Source organism: Acinetobacter pragensis, from assembly GCF_001605895.1.
In the GTDB taxonomy this organism is placed as follows: domain Bacteria; phylum Pseudomonadota; class Gammaproteobacteria; order Pseudomonadales; family Moraxellaceae; genus Acinetobacter; species Acinetobacter pragensis.
The window spans coordinates 87,359-105,729 of record NZ_LUAW01000013.1 but is presented as its reverse complement, the minus strand read 5'-3'; the positions used below and the strand labels follow the sequence as shown (position 1 = coordinate 105,729).

The 18,371-nt window shown below is 41.2% G+C and carries 16 protein-coding genes; 8 read left to right on the top strand and 8 right to left on the bottom strand.

Annotation, left to right across the window (positions count from 1 at the left end; translation table 11 throughout):
• Positions 1-257: 257 nt before the first annotated feature.
• Together AZH43_RS04840 and AZH43_RS04835 are read left to right on the top strand one after the other, a co-directional pair.
• Complete coding sequence (locus tag AZH43_RS04840) at positions 258-1,280, top strand: ferredoxin reductase (protein ID WP_067667390.1); 1,023 nt, start codon at positions 258-260, stop codon at positions 1,278-1,280.
• 39 nt (positions 1,281-1,319) lie between these two features.
• Positions 1,320-2,489: a fatty acid desaturase family protein gene (locus AZH43_RS04835; protein ID WP_067667165.1), complete on the top strand. Its 1,170-nt coding sequence runs from the start codon at positions 1,320-1,322 to the stop codon at positions 2,487-2,489.
• A gap of 98 nt (positions 2,490-2,587) precedes the next feature.
• On the opposite strand, the gene AZH43_RS04830 is transcribed toward AZH43_RS04835, so the two are convergent.
• The gene (locus AZH43_RS04830; protein ID WP_067667163.1) at positions 2,588-4,192 is read right to left on the bottom strand and encodes an ATP-binding cassette domain-containing protein; all 1,605 of its coding nucleotides are present in this window, start codon (positions 4,190-4,192) and stop codon (positions 2,588-2,590) included.
• Positions 4,193-4,900: 708 nt separating this feature from the next.
• On the opposite strand from AZH43_RS04830, the gene AZH43_RS04825 reads away from it, so the two are divergent.
• Both AZH43_RS04825 and AZH43_RS04820 read left to right on the top strand, forming a co-directional pair.
• On the top strand, positions 4,901-5,956 hold the full coding sequence (locus tag AZH43_RS04825) for a 3-deoxy-7-phosphoheptulonate synthase (protein ID WP_067667161.1): 1,056 nt from the start codon (positions 4,901-4,903) through the stop codon (positions 5,954-5,956).
• A 340-nt stretch (positions 5,957-6,296) separates the two neighbouring features.
• Positions 6,297-7,484, top strand: coding sequence for a PilT/PilU family type 4a pilus ATPase (locus AZH43_RS04820; RefSeq protein WP_067667159.1), 1,188 nt, complete (start codon positions 6,297-6,299; stop codon positions 7,482-7,484).
• A 156-nt stretch (positions 7,485-7,640) separates the two neighbouring features.
• On the opposite strand, the gene AZH43_RS04815 is transcribed toward AZH43_RS04820, so the two are convergent.
• Complete coding sequence (locus tag AZH43_RS04815) at positions 7,641-8,825, bottom strand: MFS transporter (protein ID WP_067667157.1); 1,185 nt, start codon at positions 8,823-8,825, stop codon at positions 7,641-7,643.
• A gap of 294 nt (positions 8,826-9,119) precedes the next feature.
• On the opposite strand from AZH43_RS04815, the gene ygiD reads away from it, so the two are divergent.
• Positions 9,120-9,974 (top strand): 4,5-DOPA-extradiol-dioxygenase, encoded by an 855-nt coding sequence (ygiD, locus tag AZH43_RS04810; protein WP_067667155.1) that lies wholly within the window; start codon positions 9,120-9,122, stop codon positions 9,972-9,974.
• 64 nt (positions 9,975-10,038) lie between these two features.
• Here the strand turns inward: ygiD and gcvH are convergent, their stop codons facing one another.
• From gcvH to AZH43_RS04790, 4 genes are all read right to left on the bottom strand, one after another.
• Positions 10,039-10,413, bottom strand: coding sequence for a glycine cleavage system protein GcvH (gcvH, locus tag AZH43_RS04805; protein WP_067667153.1), 375 nt, complete (start codon positions 10,411-10,413; stop codon positions 10,039-10,041).
• A gap of 85 nt (positions 10,414-10,498) precedes the next feature.
• Positions 10,499-11,527 (bottom strand): AraC family transcriptional regulator, encoded by a 1,029-nt coding sequence (locus AZH43_RS04800; RefSeq protein ID WP_067667152.1) that lies wholly within the window; start codon positions 11,525-11,527, stop codon positions 10,499-10,501.
• 193 nt (positions 11,528-11,720) lie between these two features.
• Complete coding sequence (locus AZH43_RS04795; protein ID WP_067667150.1) at positions 11,721-12,170, bottom strand: MaoC family dehydratase; 450 nt, start codon at positions 12,168-12,170, stop codon at positions 11,721-11,723.
• Complete coding sequence (locus tag AZH43_RS04790; protein WP_067667148.1) at positions 12,171-14,027, bottom strand: ABC transporter ATP-binding protein; 1,857 nt, start codon at positions 14,025-14,027, stop codon at positions 12,171-12,173.
• Between the two features lie 529 nt (positions 14,028-14,556).
• Between AZH43_RS04790 and AZH43_RS18840 the strand changes: the two genes are divergently transcribed.
• From AZH43_RS18840 to AZH43_RS04780, 3 genes are all read left to right on the top strand, one after another.
• A complete protein-coding gene (locus tag AZH43_RS18840) occupies positions 14,557-14,685 on the top strand; it encodes a hypothetical protein (RefSeq protein WP_406564607.1) in 129 nt (42 codons plus the stop codon).
• 387 nt (positions 14,686-15,072) lie between these two features.
• On the top strand, positions 15,073-15,297 hold the full coding sequence (locus tag AZH43_RS04785; RefSeq protein WP_067667146.1) for a transposase: 225 nt from the start codon (positions 15,073-15,075) through the stop codon (positions 15,295-15,297).
• Between the two features lie 310 nt (positions 15,298-15,607).
• Positions 15,608-15,949 carry a hypothetical protein gene (locus AZH43_RS04780; protein WP_067667144.1) on the top strand — a complete coding sequence of 114 codons (342 nt, stop codon included), beginning with the start codon at positions 15,608-15,610 and terminating at the stop codon, positions 15,947-15,949.
• Positions 15,950-16,446: 497 nt separating this feature from the next.
• Here the strand turns inward: AZH43_RS04780 and AZH43_RS04775 are convergent, their stop codons facing one another.
• Complete coding sequence (locus AZH43_RS04775) at positions 16,447-17,220, bottom strand: glucose 1-dehydrogenase (RefSeq protein WP_067667387.1); 774 nt, start codon at positions 17,218-17,220, stop codon at positions 16,447-16,449.
• Positions 17,221-17,708: 488 nt separating this feature from the next.
• A complete protein-coding gene (locus tag AZH43_RS04770) occupies positions 17,709-18,284 on the bottom strand; it encodes a LexA family protein (protein WP_067667142.1) in 576 nt (191 codons plus the stop codon).
• Between the last annotated feature and the right edge of the window lie 87 nt (positions 18,285-18,371).

The following is an 18,371-nucleotide window of genomic DNA, read 5'->3' as shown; positions in this document are numbered from 1 at the left end:
ATCTCTATGTGATTGATTATTCTTTGCAGCAGTTCAGCAATACATAAATCAAATTCAGCAAGCCATAGCTGGATATGAATGATCTGCCGCGTTGGCAAAAGATGACATATTGTCTGACAGAAAATGCAAATAAATCGTAAATGATGGATTTTGACCCGAATTGACATAGAACAGAAAATAGCAGCGTAATATCTTGGCATCACAATAACGAACACTTGTATATTATTTTTCATATCATTCAATTAGAAGAGGGCAGTATGCATACACGTGCAGAATACAAGCCGGAATGGATCCGCGAAGATTTTGTTGATTTTCTTGCAGAAAAAATTGACTCAATTTGGGCATGGAAAAAAATCAAAGCTGAAATCATCAGTGTAAAACCATTAAGCACCGACTTTATTCAGCTGCAGCTGCGCCCGAACAAAAACTTTAATGTTCAAGCCTATCAGGCCGGACAGAGCGTGCTTGTCACTGTGGTAATTGGCGGTGTACGCCAGCAGCGCAGCTATTCCATCGTGCAGGCTTCACCGCAAGGCTTAATCAGTATTGCTGTTAAAAAACAAGGTTTGGTTTCAAATGCATTGGCTGCACAGCCGCTGGGTGCAGTTGTCGAGATTTCTCAGCCTCAGGGTGACTTCATATTAAAGCCATCTGAGCGTGCTCCTTTGATGATTGCATCAGGAAGCGGCATTACTGCAATTTATGCACTGATTAATGCGCATTTGATGAGCAGCCAGCAACCTGTTGACCTTGTCTATTTCAGCCGTGACAGCGCATATGCGGCAGAGCTGCAAGCATTGGCTGCAAATTACCCGCAGTTAAAATTGCATTTGATTAACACTGCACAGCAGAAACAGCACTTAACGCAAGAATTGCTTAGTGGGTTGGTTGAAGGTTTCCAGCAGCGTGACTGCTATGCCTGCGGCGCTGCTTCAATGATGCAGAGCATTCAGCAGATTTACGCTCAATCCGCCTTAGATGCTCAGCTTCATATGGAATATTTTCAAATTCCTATTGATGAAACGCTCGCGGAGCAGCCTGTTAGATTTTTGCGGTCTCAGCAAAATTTTCAAGCCCGAAGCAATCTGCTGGAAAGCGCGGAACAGGCGGGCTTAAGGCCATCACATGGCTGCCGTATGGGAATCTGCAATACCTGTTCATGCACCAAGGTGCAAGGTTCAGTAAAAAATATTTTGACGGGTGAAATTGATAGCCAGAACAATTCACAAATCAAATTGTGTATTTCCCAAGCCATCAGTCCAGTCACAATTAACCTATAAGCCACATTTATCAATATGCGTTAAAGGGGAGAAAAATAAATGAATAAGCCCATGAGTTTTAATGAAAAAAGTAAGTCACAGTATTTGAGCACAGTCCAAGTCGAAGAGTTCGGTGCAAAAGTTGAAGCAATCCGCCGCGAAATCATGGACAGCTTGAATGAAAAAGATGCGGAGTATATTTATAAAATCCGCAATTTTGTCCGCTATAGCGAAATAGCGTCACGCGGAATGCTGATGCTGGCTGGCTGGATTCCGCCGGTCTGGCTGCTGGGTACAGGCCTATTGGGTGTTTCTAAAATCGTAGAAAATATGGAATTGGGCCATAATGTCATGCATGGTCAGTTCGACTGGCTGAATGACCCCAGTTTAAATGGCGCCAATTATGATTGGGATACCATGGCGACAGGTCCAGACTGGAAACATACCCATAATTATATCCATCATACGTACACGAATATTGTCGGTATGGATCATGATGTCGGCTATGGCTTGATTCGCGTCAGCGATGCGCAAAAATGGGAACCTCGCTTTCTTTTGAATATCCCCTTAGCGGCGCAGCTGATGCTGTTTTTTGAATGGTATGTGGGACTGCAAAATTTGCATTTGGAAGAAGCAATTGCGTATAAGACCAAAACTTGGGCGCAAGTATGGAAAGATGCCGAGCCAGTGCGCAAGAAAATGAAGCGCCAAATTATTAAGGATTATGTGTTCTTTCCATTAATTGCGGGCCCCAACGCCATTCCTGTGTTTGCCGGAAATGCAGTAGCCAATGTAATACGCAGTTTGTGGGCGTCGGCGGTGATTTTTAATGGTCATTTTACTGAAGATGCTGAAAATTTTGAAATGGACAACACTGAAAATGAAACCCGTGCTGAATGGTATTTGCGCCAGATCCGCGGCTCAAGCAATTTCAGCGGAACACAATGGCTGCACATATTGAGCGGCAATTTAAGTCATCAAATTGAGCACCATTTATTTCCGGATATGCCGGCCAACCGTTATGCAGAAGCTGCGCCAAAAATTCGGGCTTTATGCGCTGAATACGGCATTAACTACAACGAAGCCAGTTTTATGAAGCAATTTGGCAGCGTTTGGGTGCGTATTGCGAAGTGTTCATTGCCGAATGATTGGAAAAGTGAAGCAAAACATTACACTGAGCAAGCAAAGCAGCGTGCGTTCTCTTTGCTGTCCCGTAAACTGAAATTCTAAGTCTAAAAAATTAACACTGCAGCCCAATGTCATTGCTCATCCCCTCATACTCAGCAGCATACTTGCCGGGTATGGGGGATTAGGTATTTGAAATTTAATCAGCGCTTTCTTGATTCTATATCCCAATGCATCTCTATACCGCATTGCGTTACAAAATCAGCATCATGCGACACCAAAATTACTGCGCCAGTATATTCTGCAATGGCCTGTGCCAGCAGTTCCCGAGATTCAATATCCAAATGGTTTTCAGGTTCATCCAACAGCAGCAGTTCAATGTTTTCAGGCCAAAAATTCAAACCAAGCAGGGCAGTTTTCAGCTTCTCGCCGCCGCTCAACCGTGATAGAGGCTGTTCAGGCCGATCTCCTCGGATTCTCAGCTGACCCAATTGATTGCGCCATTCTAAGGCCGGCAATTTTGGGTTGAATAGCGATAAGTTATCTAGAACACTATGCCCAGTCTGTAAATTACTGAAATTTTGATCTAAATAAATAGGCTTTACTGCCAAATAAATATGCGGATTGACTGCCTGCGCCTGCTGTTTCAATAATTTCAGCAGAGTTGATTTACCAGATCCATTGCAGCCTTGCAGATGAATTTTGTCACCCGCATTTAAGGAAAAATACAGCGGCCTTTCAGTCCCAAATGGCAGCGTTAACTGATCAATCCTTAATATTTCGCCGGTTTTAACCGCATGATGCTGAAATTTAAACTGCTGCTGTTTAAAATGCTCTAACTGTTTTTGAGCCGCGTTTAATAACGTTTGTTTTTCTTCCATCTGTTTTTGCTGCTGTTTCTGCACGCCAGATAAGGTTTGTCCTGCTTGTTCTTTTTTAAAGTCCAATAAAATAGACGCCTGTGAGTTGGAAGACCTGAGCTGCTTTCCGCTGCGTTCACGTTTTTGCGCTTTCATTAAGGTTTCATGCTGTTTGACTTTCATCTGCTTAAGTTCGCGTTTTTGTTGCACAGTGCGGCGCTCCAGCGCTTCATATTGCAGCTCATGCTGCTGAACATAATCATTATAATTGCCTGAAACATGCTGCAATCCATATTCATTCAGTGCATAAATATGATGGGCTTGATTGAGTAATGTCCGGTCGTGGCTAATGACGAGCGCGCCAGCAGGATGAGTTTTTAAACTGTTCATTAACCATGTTCGCGATTCAGCATCTAAATGATTGCTGGGTTCATCCAAAAGCAGATAATGATCAGGCTTTAAAAATAAAGCGCATAGCGCAAGTTTTGTTTTTTGTCCTTCACTTAACAGTTCAACAGGAAAATTTAAGTTATCCGGCAATTTCGCCTGTGTTAATTGCGCGCGCCACTGCGCCGGCAAGTGCCATTGGTTTTCTGTTAAATCGAAGTCCTTAAAACTGGCTGTCCCAGCCTCAATTCGCATAAAAGCGTGGTGCATCTCGGTAATGCCTAACGCGTCAGTGATGGTGTTTTCATCTACACGCTTCAATTGCGCTAAATATGCATGCGGCAATTGCCACAGAATTTCACCGCTGTAAGGCAGCATTGGTGTACGCTGAAAATGTAAAACTTGCATCAGCAATGATTTCCCCAATCCGTTTCTGCCTATGCAGGCTGAAATTTGCTGTTGAGTCAAATTGAACTGCAGCTTTTGGAATGTTGATTGATTGGATGTTTTATTCAGAAAGTCTAAGCTAAGCTGAGAAACAGCACATGCCAGTAGGGTCATTAATGCACCTCGCAGTGACAAAAATGCGCAAAATAGTTAAATATTTGAAAGGCTTGTATTTTTTATTCAGTTTGTATAAAAAGCTGAATGAAGGGCACTATTTTGCACATCAAAAAAGAAGAAGATTCAGTTTTTGATAATGAAACAGCGCTTACTTCATTGGCAGATACTCAAAAAGCGGAAAATTGAAAAGTGCATTACAATAGATAGATTGCAAAAGAATTTTAAGCAAAGGTGAATATTTAATCAATATATAAATAAAAAAGCCGTAGAAAAAGCAGATGGAGAAACAACTTGCACTACGGAAATTTTCAAAAAAACTATTGTCAAAGCAATAAATACAGCGTATTTTATTTTTTAGACAAGCACCTTTTTTTGATGAAATCAAAATGTTAAAGCAGCCAGTTCTTTCTAACGCATCGTATTATTTTTGGCAATTTAGATAATTGCCTGAATTTATTCGGGCAAAGAAATGGTTGCCCACCAAGTTTATACCTGATCGGCAACCCTGGTCAGGTTTTTTTATATCTTGATTTTTATAAATATTTTGGAGATTTACTCATGATGACTTTTAATTATTCTTATTTTAGCCGCTCATATTGGTTTTATTTTGGTCAGTTTATGACACTTAATCAGAAATCCATTAGACCCATAACGCTCAAATAAAAGTTCGGACTGTGAAATGATAACAGTCCAAAGGAAAGACAAATGAACGCTCTGAATACTGCATTACAACAACCATCAGCTCAAGAAACAATTTTAAGCCTACCGCACCAATTGAAGGCGCAATTGCCTTTATCTCATAAGCTTGCTCAGCAAATTGCTGAACAGCGTGAAACAATCCAAAATATTTTAGATGGCAAGGATAACCGGCTGTTGGTAATCACAGGCCCGTGTTCTATCCATGACATATCATCAGCTTTAGATTATGCGAAAAAATTAAAACAGCTGCAGGCGCAAGTATCAGATCAAATTTTTCTGGTTATGCGGGCATATATTGAAAAGCCGCGTACGACCGTAGGCTGGAAAGGTTTCCTTTATGATCCAAATTTAGATGGATCAGCCAATATGCAATTGGGCCTAGAAAAATCCCGTGAACTTTACCTGCAAATTATAGAAATGGGCTTGCCGATTGCTACAGAAATTTTAAGCCCAATGGCGACCGCTTATTTTGATGATCTTCTGGCGTGGGGCGCAATTGGCGCGCGTACCAGCGAATCACAAATTCACCGTGAAATTTCCAGCCAGATGCCGTACAGCGTAGGCTTCAAAAATGGTACAGATGGATCAATTCAAATTGCTTTAGATGCCATTCAATCGGCGTCACATCCGCATCAGTTCATGGGGATGAGCCAAGCTGGATTCCCTTGCATCTTAGCCTCAAAAGGCAATCCTAAGGCGCATTTGATTTTACGCGGTTCAAATACTGGCCCAAACTATGCATTGGCTGAAATTGAAAAAATTAAGGACAAAGCCAAAGGTGAGCTGCCTGCACTGGTCATTGACTGCAGTCACGGCAACAGCAGCAAGAACCCGCTTTTGCAGCCTGAAGTTTTGCGTACAATTGTAGAAGAGCGGCATTTAAGCCATGTTCGCGGTGTAATGCTGGAAAGCCATTTGCTAGACGGCGCACAAAAAATTTCCTGTGACATGACGTATGGCCAATCGGTAACAGATGGCTGTTTAGGGTGGGATAAGACTGAACAGCTGTTGCTGGACATGGCGGAAATTTTAGAAACCGCGCTGTTGAAACGCAGCGCCTGAATTAATTGAGTCGGCTGATTTATTCATCCGTTGATTTTTTCACATCATTATTGTGCAAAGCAATACGCCCCTTAATTTGAGGGGCGTATTGCTGATATGGAATAGAAGATAGGGAATGCCGCGGCTTTATGGCTAGACAGCATGATGATAAAAAAGAATGCATCATATTATTTTAATTTTATTTGAAATACAGCACATTAATTTAAAAAATATTATTTAAATGAATGATTTATATTTGTGACTCTTTTCAATTTTATGCACAATGAGCCAATGCAAAAATAAGAACTGTAAAACAAGCAGGGATTTTGTTTAGCTGAAGATAATTTTGGGAAAATTTGTTATGTACACTGCCGAATTGCTGGAAGAAGCGCGCCGTTTAATGTTTCATATGCTGAGTAAAGTTGTTGAATACGGCGGCTCTGATTTATTTATTACGGCAGATTTTCCACCCAGCATTAAGCATCAGGGTTTAATGAAACCATTCGGCCAGCAGGAATTGACTGCAGATAAAACAAAATTGTTTGCCCACAGCTTAATGAATGACAAACAGCGCAAAGAATTTGAAACAGAATTAGAATGCAACTTTGCCATCAGTGTTCCAAATGTATCCAGATTCCGTGTCAATGTATTCCAGCAGCAGCTGAATGTCGGCATGGTTATCCGTACGATCACCAATGAAATTCCTAATTTTCAGAAGCTGAAACTGCCGGAATCATTAAAAAATGTCATTATGGAAAAGCGCGGTCTGGTTTTGGTGGTTGGCGGCACAGGGTCGGGGAAATCAACCTCTTTGGCGGCAATGATCGATTACCGTAATGAGCATAGCGCAGGGCATATTATTACGGTAGAAGATCCAGTTGAATATGTGCATAAGCATAAGAAATCAATGATTACGCATCGTGAAGTCGGTGTTGATTGCCATTCTTGGCACAATGCATTGAAAAATACACTGCGTCAGGCACCGGATGTTATCCTGATTGGCGAGATCCGTGATACTGAAACCATGGAGCATGCCATTGCTTTTGCAGAAACAGGGCATTTATGCTTAGGCACGCTGCATTCAAATAATGCCAATCAAACTTTAGACCGTATTATTAACTTTTTTCCGGAAGAACGCCGCAATCAGCTGCTGATGGATTTGTCATCGAACATGAAAGCGATTATCTCACAGCGTTTAATCCGAACAGAAGATGGCAAAGGGCGCCGCGCTGCTATTGAAATTATGCTGAATACACCGCTGGTTTCAGATTTAATTCTGAAAGGTGAATTCCATGAGCTAAAAGCCATTATGGCTAAATCGCGTGAATTGGGGATGCAGACTTTTGATCAGGCGCTCTTTGATTTGTATAACGAAGGATCTATTTCGTATGAAGAGGCGCTTAGAAATGCCGACTCTACCAATGAGCTGCGTTTGCAGATTAAATTGAAAAGCTCTAGGGCAAACCCAGCTATACAGACTGCAGCCGCTGAGTTCAGTATGCAGCCTGAACAGAATGATGATAAAGAGGATGCTGAGCAGGCTTCATAATAGGAGCAGTCTTTTAATCATTGTTTTAAACTTAATGAAAGAGCGGTATGCCATGGCATACCGCTCTTTTTAATAGATACAGAATGCTTAAACAGCTGAATTCTATATTTTGTCAGATAATCTTGAACGTATAGATTTTGAATCTAAAACATACGCTTATTCAGCATGATGCTGTTTTTGGCTGACCATAAATTTATAGTAAATTAAGCTGATTAAAACCAATACGGCGCAGAGCAAATACGCAGCGGTATAGCTGGTGTGAGTGATAAGCATGCCTAAAACAATTGAGCCAATGGCAATGCCAAGGTCATAAAATGTAAAATAGGTTGATGTTGCATAGCCTATACGGTTTTTAGGTGAGCGCTGAATAGAAATGGTTTGCAAGCAAGGCTGGGCAGAGCCAAAACCCATACCAATCAATACTGCAGCAAACATGAAACCAGCAACACTATCGATAAATGCTAAAACGGCTAGGCCGACTGCAAATAAAAATAGCGCGGGATAAACCACTGCATTTGGGCCTTTCCGGTCATAAATTTTTCCAGTAATCGGGCGCAGGCTCATCATTGAAATTGCAAAGACCACAAAGAACATGCTGGCATAGGCAAGCATGTGCTTAGATTCTGCAAAAGTTGCGATAAATGACATAATGCTGGCATAGCAGAAAGAAATCAGCATGGCCATTAGCGCCACAGGCAAAGCTTTGAATTCAATAAAATCATGCACATTCAAAGAACGCTTTTGCACCGCAGGTTCCGGCTTTTGATAGCTTGGCAGCGGAATTAAAAAACAAAAGATAAAACCCAGAACAACAAAGGCCGCTAAAATTGCAGCGACTGCCGTATAGGACATGCTCTGTATGAAGGTCAGGCCAATCAGCGGGCCAAGAACAATACCTAAGTTGACAGACATCAGAAAATATCCCATGCCTTCGCCTTTGCGTTTTGATGGAATAAACTCGTTGGCAATAGGTACTGTAACTGTGGTCAGCACGCTGAACCAGATGCCGTGCAGAAACCGTATAATCATTAGAACGCTAAGATTGTCTGCCAAAACATAGGTTAGGCTGAATAAGCAAAACAAAGTTTCAGAAATATATAGGGTTTTTTTTGTACCGAGTTTTTCGATAATTAAGCCGCTGAATGGCCGTACCGCAATTGCGGAAACCATAAATAAAGTCATGGCTAAGCCCGCTTGAGCCAGTGAGCCACCTAGTTCATTTAAAATATAAATAGGTAAAATAGTGGTTTGAGCAAAATAGAAAATGAATAAAAAAAGATTATTCAGCAAACATAGAATAAAGGGCTTATTCCATAAAGCTTCTGGATTTACCGTGTTCATAAATTACCTGAAATTGAGAGATTAAACAGGCGGCTTGGTTCTTATTTATAATTGCTCTTAGAACGAGGAGAGGCGCACTGTCATTTAATAATTTAAATTATAAAATAATTAAGTTGAAAAGTATAGTTTTGTAATATTTTGAATAGTTAATTTAAAATATACCAATGATAATTACGCCTATATTATCTGATTATGATTAATTAGATAAAACAAGGATAATTACAATTTATATCGCATGGAATGCTGAATTCGGATTAGTCTAAATAGAGCATGGTTTAGAGGAAAACAATAATAATGAACTTAGATGATCAACAGCCATTACCGTTAAGCGCTGAAGCGGATTTACCCGTTACTGCACCGATGCCAGTGCTGTTTTTGGGGCATGGCTCACCCATGAATGCAATTAGAGATACGGTATTTTCTCGAGCTTGGCATAAAATTGGCGAAAATCTTCAGCCCAAGCCATCTGCAATTTTATGTATTTCAGCACATTGGCTGACTCAAGGGCTAAGTGCAGTTACTTCAGCAGAAAGGCCTGAAACCATTCATGATTTTGGCGGATTTCCGCAAGCACTGTTTGATGTTCAGTATTCTGTATCAGGTTCCAAAGCTTTGGTGAATGCCGTGAAGCATTGTGTGAATATGGTGTCTATTGCAGAAGACGCGGAGCGCGGTATTGATCACGGCGCATGGAGTGTCCTGGTGCATCTTTATCCTGAGGCGGATGTGCCGGTGGTGCAGCTGAGCATAGATTATAGCCAGCCTGCAGAATTTCATTACCAGCTTGGCAGGCAACTGCGCGCGTTAAGGCGCTTGGGTGTGCTGATTATTGCCAGCGGAAACTTAGTGCATAATTTAATGAAGGTTGCTTGGGACCGGCTGAATGAACCTGTATTTGGCTACGAATGGGCTTTAGAAGCGGATGCCAAAATGAAAAACTGGCTTTTGGAAAAACGTCATCAGCAATTAATTGAATGGGACAGGCAAGGTGAGGCGTTCAAGCTGGCAATCCCGACACCAGATCACTATTATCCCATGCTGTATGCGCTGGGCATACAAGAAGATCAGGATGAGTTAACATTATTTAATGAGGCTGCGGTCGGCGGTTCGCTGACAATGACTTCTTTTCGTCTAGATTACAGGCTGTAAAATGCTGTGATAAATAAAAAATCAGCCATAAAGGCTGATTTTTTCAAGCGGGATAATAAAGAAATTACAAGCCAGCTTCATATTCGCTGCTGGAAAGCAATTTTTCAATATCAGCCATATTGTCCGGCTTGATTTTATAAATCCAGCCTTTGCCATACGGCTCATCATTCACAAAGTCTGGGTCATCTTCTAATGCCGCATTTACTTCTATGACTGTACCTGAAATTGGCGCGTGAATATCAGATGCGGTTTTTACAGATTCGACAACACCGGCTTGTGATCCCGCTGTGATATGCGTGCCTGCTTCCGGCGCTTCTACATAGACTAAGTCGCCTAATGCATCTTGTGCATGATCAGAAATGCCAGTTACGACAAGATCACCTTCAATGCGCACCCATTCATGTGTGCGTGCATATTTTAAATCTGAAGGATGATTCATGGCTAACTCCTTAAAACTGTTGAAATCATTTTTGCCATGATTTATACATGTTTTTCATGGAAAAAAAAAGAATTATCCTAATCAATTAAAGATAGGGGTCTTTGCGCCAGTTGCTTGGGCTGCGCCCGCTCCAGCGTTTAAATGCGCGGCTGAAATTCGCGACATCGCTATAGCCCAATTCATCGGCTATTTGTTCTAAAGTAAAGTCTGTACGCGATAATAAAGAAGTTGCATGGCGGTAGCGGACTTCATCCACCAGTGTAGAAAAAGATGTGCCTTCGGCCGCCAGCTGACGCTTTAAAGTTCGGTCAGACATATGCAGGCGTTCTGCAACGGCTTCAATGCTTAAATAATGCTGTTCTGAATTGGTCAACAGATCACGTACCCGCATGGCCAGACGGTGGCGCTCACCTAAAGCGGAAAGTTCAGCTTCGCATTGATTGATGGCAATTTGACTGGCGATCGGGTCTGCATGAACCAGCTTATTGCCAAGATATTGTTTGTCAAAGCTTAAAATTAAGTGCGGCTGTTCAAAACGGAAGTTATGGTCAGGAAATTTTGCCATAAAGCGCTCAAAGCCTTCGGGCTTTGGAAAATCGAAATCTATATCTCCAGAAGCGTAATTTGTACCTGTGATGGCCTTGCCCATACTGATGATGCCGAAAATTAAAGCGATTGAAATTTCCGTACGCAATGGCTCTAAAGTTACATCGGTCTGAAGCTGAATAGTCGCTTTGCTGCCAAATGTAGAAAAAAACAGCTGTAAAAACGGCATGCGCAGCTGAATAAAGCGGTTTGCCAGAATCAGGGCATCGGTAATATCATGCGCAGTCATAATGGCATAGCCAATAAAGCCATGAATAGAAATACGCATCTGCGTACCTAAATGAAAACCTAGAGTCGGTTCACCGGTTAAGCGCAGCGCCAGCTGAACCAATTGATTGGCTATAGGGGTAGGAATGCGGTAATTTGGATCGGCCAGCTGTTCGCTGTTTAAGCCAAAAGGCTCAAACAGCGTTTGGTCATTGTAACCCCAGCGCGATACGACATCTAAAAGCAATAATCCATAAACACCAGGAATACCTTGGTCTTGACGTAAAGAAGGTGTTTTCATTTGCTATCCGTTGCAGTCTTTATCTTTTTCTATTTTTCCCAAGCTATATTGGCATGAAAAAATGATCCGTACTATTAAAATTGTTGGACAATTTATTTGATCCAGATCACTGTAAACCAATCGGCATTAAGTGATCTGAATGTCTTCAATAATGATTTTGATTCATCATTCGGCAGGCAGCCAATAAATGGCTTTATACCTCAAGCGATTCTTTTTTAATTACAATAATCTTCGTTGTTGAAATAAAAAGTACGTCGCTGTACTGATTTAGCGCCTGAGTAATATAGGTGACAATGGCACGGTCATTTTTACTTTTCGATGGCGTAATTGCTGCAATTTCAACTTCGACATGAAGCAAATCGCCAGGACGGGTGGGGCGGGGCCATCTTACGCTGGATTCAGAACCCACCAAGCCATTGGCAACAGGAAAGCACTCAGTCCATAAGCGCATCGTAACGGCGGCAGTATGCCAGCCGCTGGCCGCCAAGCCTTGGAAAATGGGGTGGTTTTTTGCCTTGTCTTCATCTAAATGAAAAACTTGAGGATCATAAGCCTGAGCAAACTGCTTAATCTCTTCTAAAGTCATTTCATAATCACGGCTGATAAAGCGGTCACCCACTTTGATATCTTCCAAATACAGCATTTATTCAGCTCCTTCTTGGTTCTTATTTCTCTGTTGTTCTATTAAAAAACCGCCTGTCTGACGCTGCCACAAATTCGCATAAATACCATTCATGGCGACTAATTCGTCATGCGTTCCTTGCTCAGCAATTTTCCCTTGGTCGAGTACAATTAAGCGGTCCATTTGCGCAATGGTAGATAAGCGGTGCGCAATGGCAATCACTGTTTTGCCTTCCATCAAGTCATTTAAGCTGGACTGGATGGCCGCTTCGACTTCTGAATCCAAGGCGCTGGTTGCTTCATCTAGAATTAGGATTGGTGCATCTTTCAAGAAAACACGGGCTATCGCAATGCGCTGCCGCTGTCCTCCGGACAGTTTTACGCCCCGCTCACCGACATAGGCTTCATATCCGGTTTTTCCTCGCAAGTCGACCAGCTGCGGAATAAACTCATCGGCTTTGGCTCGGCGGACAGCCTCATACATCTCTTCGTCCGTAGCATCAGGGCGGCCGTACTTAATATTTTCTTCGACTGTTCTGTGCAGTAAAGAAGTATCTTGCGTGACCAGGGCAATATTGCGTCTCAGGCTGTCTTGGGTCACATCTTCTATATTTTGGCCATCGATCGAAATACGGCCTTGGTTGACGGTGTAGAAATGCAGCAATAGCTGAATGAGCGTCGATTTGCCTGCGCCAGAGCGGCCAACAATACCAATTTTTTCACCCGGTTGAATTGTGATATTCAAATGCTCAAAGACATTCTTGGTGCTGTAAGCAAAGCTGACATCTTCGAATTTAATTTCGCCTTGCGTTACCTGCAGTTCTTTCGCATCAGGTTTGTCTTGGATGCTGATGGGCCGTCCCAGTGTTTTCATGCCGTCTTGAATTGTACCGATATTTTCAAAAAGTGCAGACGTTTGCCACATAATGAATTCGGCAATACTGCTGAGCTTCAGAATCATGGCGGTCGCAGCGGCTATGACGCCTAACGCCACTTCACCTTGTATCCATAAGTATATAGCTGTACCAATAACGCCGCCGTACAGCACCACATTCAGCATGCTGATGCTGATGGAATAACGGGCGCCTAAGCGCATTTGCTTAAATACAGTGACCATAAAATGCTGCATTGAGCTTTTAGCATATTGGCTTTCACGGCCAGCATGGGCAAATAACTTGACGGTTTGAATATTGGTGTATGCATCTGTTACACGGCCTGTCATAACAGCGCGCGCATCAGCCTGTTCATTAGAAATGCGGCTGAGCTTTGGAATGAAATACGATGCTGAGGCAATAAAAAGCACCAGCCACAGCATAAGGGGAATGATCAGCATAGGAGAAATAGAGGCTAATACTAAGTTGACTGTGATAAAGTAAATGAATACATAAGCCAGCATGTCACCCAAAATAATCCAAAATTCACGCACAGCCAAAGCTGTTTGCATGACTTTAGCCGATAGGCGTCCTGCAAAATCATTATGAAAAAAATCTAGGCTTTGCAGCAGCAGCAAGTTATGAAAGCGCCAGCGTAAGCGCATTGGGAAACTGCTGTACAGCATTTGGTGTTTGACAATGGTTTGCAGGCTTGCAAAAAAAACATTCGCCAATAAGATGCCAGCCAAAATAGTCAGATTTTGACTATGATTCTGCAAGAAAGTTTCAGGCTGGCTTTGACTGAGCCAATTGACGAGATCACCAATTTTGGCATAGAGAAATGCTTCAAAACTTGCTGTACCGGCTGTGCAAAGCACCAAAAGCAGCAAATAGCGTTTAACGCCGCTAGCAGCCTGCCAAACAAAAGGGAAGAATGTCGTTGGAAGCGGTTCATTCAAACCTTTTTCTGGGTATGGATCGACAAGTTTCTCAAACCATTTCAGCATAAATACATACCTTTTTTCTAAAACCTTTATCACATGATTGTTTTGTAATTCCACCTGAACTAAGCAAAGTTAAGATGCAAATTTTCATGGAAATTGCTTTAACATGAACTCTATCAAATGATGTTTTTTGATACAGCGCAGAAATCTGAATTAAGCGCAAAGAATATCCTGTTTATACAGAAAGTAAAACATCAGGCTTAAAAAGGGGTGATTCAAATTGCCAATAAATGCGAATTTACGACGCAGATGAACCGCAGTATTTGCTTAGCAAGCTGCATGATTCGCGCGTGGCATGAGATGCATGATTAATAAATGATATCGAGCTATATGTTTTACAGTAAAATTCAAATGAAAACTCTTGAATAGGCAGAAATTTCAACATTACCAACAAAAGCTTAAACAAGATGTCGGCTGGGGAACTTGATGCCTGTTATTGGTATACAAGCACGATATTCATGGCGTTGCAGAAATTAAACATACCGCGCGCGAGACTTTGATAAGTTATATGTTTTAATCAGCCTTAGGCGAAATGATGAAAATATTTGCAGTAGTCAGTTTGGTTTTAATGCTTGGTTTGATGGCATGTCAAAAAAGAGATACGGATACGGAACAGCAGGATAAGGCGACTACACCGCATTCGATGGATAAAGATCAATAATGGCGGCCCGCTAATTTAGCGGGCTTTTTAATTCTCTGTTGAGTGAAACAGTATAAGCTTAGCCGAGCATTTTTGTGACAAAACCAATTCATAGAATGGGCTTTATGCAGCAGCATTAGCAATACTGCCACAGGATAGATTTGCTATATAGCGGTTTTAAGTGTAGTATGGCAAAATTCCTATGCAGAATAGTATAAAATACAATATGAATTGAAGGTGTTCTTCAACTCTAAATTCTGCATTTTTGTAATAATGCTAATGTAAAAATCGTAAGTTTAATTTTAGGCTCAATAGCCTTTTCTATCATCAGTTTTAAATATCTCTCTGTTGGTTCCAAATAGTTAATTACTACTCTGTTTTACAAAAGCTCATTAAATGAGTAATCAAATGAATTTATTAAATGGCTGGACTATAGCTACCGCTGTAAATGGCGATGAAATCCGCGTGAAAATTGTACCCCTTAAACGTAAGCAACGTAATGTTGATGGAATGAGTTGGGTGGAAGTCGGTAAGCAAGTAGAACTTGAATCAGGTAAGGATTGCCAGTTTAACTTTGACGGCAAATCATTCTATACAGGATTCAATCAACTGTATCGAGTTTGCGCTGCATAATTGATTTTCTTCTGAATATTGATCCCGAAAGCCCGCAGTTTTGCGGGCTTTTGTACATCTGATAAATTCTCTCAAATTCTTAAACTAGAGTGTATGAATTACTTGCAGCATTTTTCATACAAAGCTGGTAGAAAATGTTCAAGCGAAGTAAGATGCTTTTAGGCTATAAATTAATAGCTTACTAATAATAGGGTGGGTAGGAGTTGATCGTCATGACTCTAAACCAAACCAGCAGAACTTTATTAAGATCATATTTATAAATAGAGTAGAAGAGTTAGTCTATGGTTTGCTGTATTGAGGATCTCTTTCAATGAAGGCATGTTACTTTGCTATTCAGATAGAGATTCCAGAGACAAGATGTCCGAAAGTCCGATATAAAAAGCGGATTATTCAAGATGGGAAAGCAAAACTTTTTTTGTCTCATAACATGTCTATCCACCAGTTGCAGAACGGGAAATTACGTTACGGTGTGAGCAGTGGACGCAACGCTTTATTGTTAACCATAGATGCGTACGCGGTGCGCCACTTACAGATCAAAAAATTTTTGGATAAAAAATTTGATGGGGATTGGGAGTTAAATCTTATTCCTCTTATGGGTGATGAAAAACTGAATACATCTGCTCTTTCTGTAAAAAAACCAGTGATTTATTAGTATTTTTTGTCATTGCAGTTTTATTGAGCCTCACGTTAAATTAGTCGTTAATTATAACAATTGGGGTTTGGCATCATGGCAACCAGATTAACTTTATTGCTGGGTCTTTTGTTGGTAGCCATAGTTATCCTATCAATCATGTTTCATACAGAGCGTAAACGTGAAAGAAGTGAAGAAATCAGGCAAATCGTCATGGATGCTGAACAGAGCCTGAAACAATCGAGAAATGCTGGGAACTCGAATTGAATTTTCAGCGGAATCAAGAATTAAAGAAATTACGCGATGGAACTGAAAAGTAATGCTTATCTTGAGATTTGTCCGCTAGGCTTTAGAGTCAAGCTTAAGGTGACTGAGAGCCATAATCATGAATGAATAGCTGCAGATCTTCTTCTAAATGATGATGACAAAATATTAATTTGATATTGCTGTGCCTCCTCGTTTGAGGACGCACAGCAGATTCGCTTTTATTATATGTTCAAAATACAGCTTTAAAAGAGCTAGTCCAGCGTTTGTACGCCTCCGCCATTCACAAATAAAGTCTGTCCAGATATCCAAGCAGAAATTGGTGAAGCAAAGAATAATACAGCTCCGGCAATATCTTCCGGCTCACCTAAGCGCTGTAAAGGAGTATGCGAGAGCATTCTTTTTTCAATTTCCGGTGTTATGACAGTTTCTAATGCAGCGGTGCGTATTGCACCGGGTCCGACTGCATTAATACGTATGATGGGGCCAAAATCATGTGCCAAATTAGCAACCATATGGTTAAGAGCCGCTTTTGACGATGCATAGCCACTCATTGCTGGGCTTTTATTGATTGAGCTCATTGAGCTGATGTTTATAATTGAACCATAGCCAGCATTCTTCATATGAGGAGCAACAAGCTGACATAACCGCCAAGCTGCAAATACGTTAAGCTGAAAGTCGCGAGCGATATTATCAACAGTGGTTTGATCGGGTGATTCTCGGCCGCCACCACCTCCGCCGGCATTATTCACGAGTATGTGAATGCTTCCAAATGCATCTATAGTAGTGTTTACAGCATTAACCAATTGATCATCTTTTAGTATATCGCATGGAACGCACTGTATTTGGGCTCCTGTTGTTTCTTTAATTTCCTGAGCTGCCTGCTGGGCTGCGTCTAAATTTAAATCGGCAATCATGACTTTAGCGCCAGCTTGCGCAAGAATCAGCGCACAGGCTTTTCCAATACCTGCAGCACCGCCAGTTACAAGTGCAGTTTTACCAGATAGTGTTAATAAATCTTGAGGCATCATTCTAGTTCTCTCCAATTAAATATTAAAACCTTAAGTATTTAATTTTATTCCAAGTCAATAAATATCAAGGCTCTAGGAAATTAGGTGTAGATAAACCATAAAGAGTGGTGCAGATGAATCATGTTTATCTTATATCGGGCAGTCATTAATACTGCTCCTATATTTACTTAGTCAGACGCAGTACGGTCAAAAGCGCTGTGCTTTATCTTTACTATAAATGCATTGTCATTTATGCATGTATTTCTATTGTGATGTGTGATGCAGGTGGAAACTTCATTTTATATGCTTACTTCAGACACTGCTTTCTGTCCAATAATTCACCACCTGTTTCGCTTGATGTTTTGTGCTGCTTATATCTAATCGAGCCTATTAGATGAAATGAAATAGTGCACTTTATCTAGCTATCTATCGTTTGATGTTTTAACTATAAAAATAAAAGGGCCAATATAATTATTGATTTTAATAGAACGGATATTTAAAAAACTTTATCTCAGGCTTTTGATTACGCGGGTGACAACTCCCCAAATCATGAATTCTTGGCCATCTTTAAAGTGAATATCTGAAAACTCAGCATTTTCGGCTTTCAGCCAGTGCTTATCACCCTCGATCATTAAACGCTTAACGGTGAAATCGTTATCAACAAGGGCAATGACAATATCACGGTGCTTGGCCTGTAAACTGCGGTCTACAATCAGTTCATCATTAATATCCAAGCCTATGTCAATCATTGATAAGGAATTGACGCGGACTATAAATGTGGCTGCAGCATTGCGGATTAGATGCTCATTGAGGTCTAACTTTTTATCGACATAGTCTTGAGCCGGCGAAGGGAAGCCCGCCTGCACACGCTCGACGGCAAGTGGAATCTGCATATGGGTTGTGGGGTTGATGAGCCGAATATCTGAAACTTCATTCTCCCTTTTTGGTTTTTTAAGGTATTGTTTTATTTCTAAAATACGTGACTCTGGAACACGCAAAACTTTAGTATTTTCACCATATTCTTGCTTGCGCCCAGCGCCGTTGCGTTTTCCGCCATGCTTGCTTGGCTTAGACTCATCCATGACTTTTCTCGAATATGCTGCATAATCAAGATTCTAAAGACAGACTAAAATAAAATCAAATTAAACTTCTTGGAAGCATCAGGACAC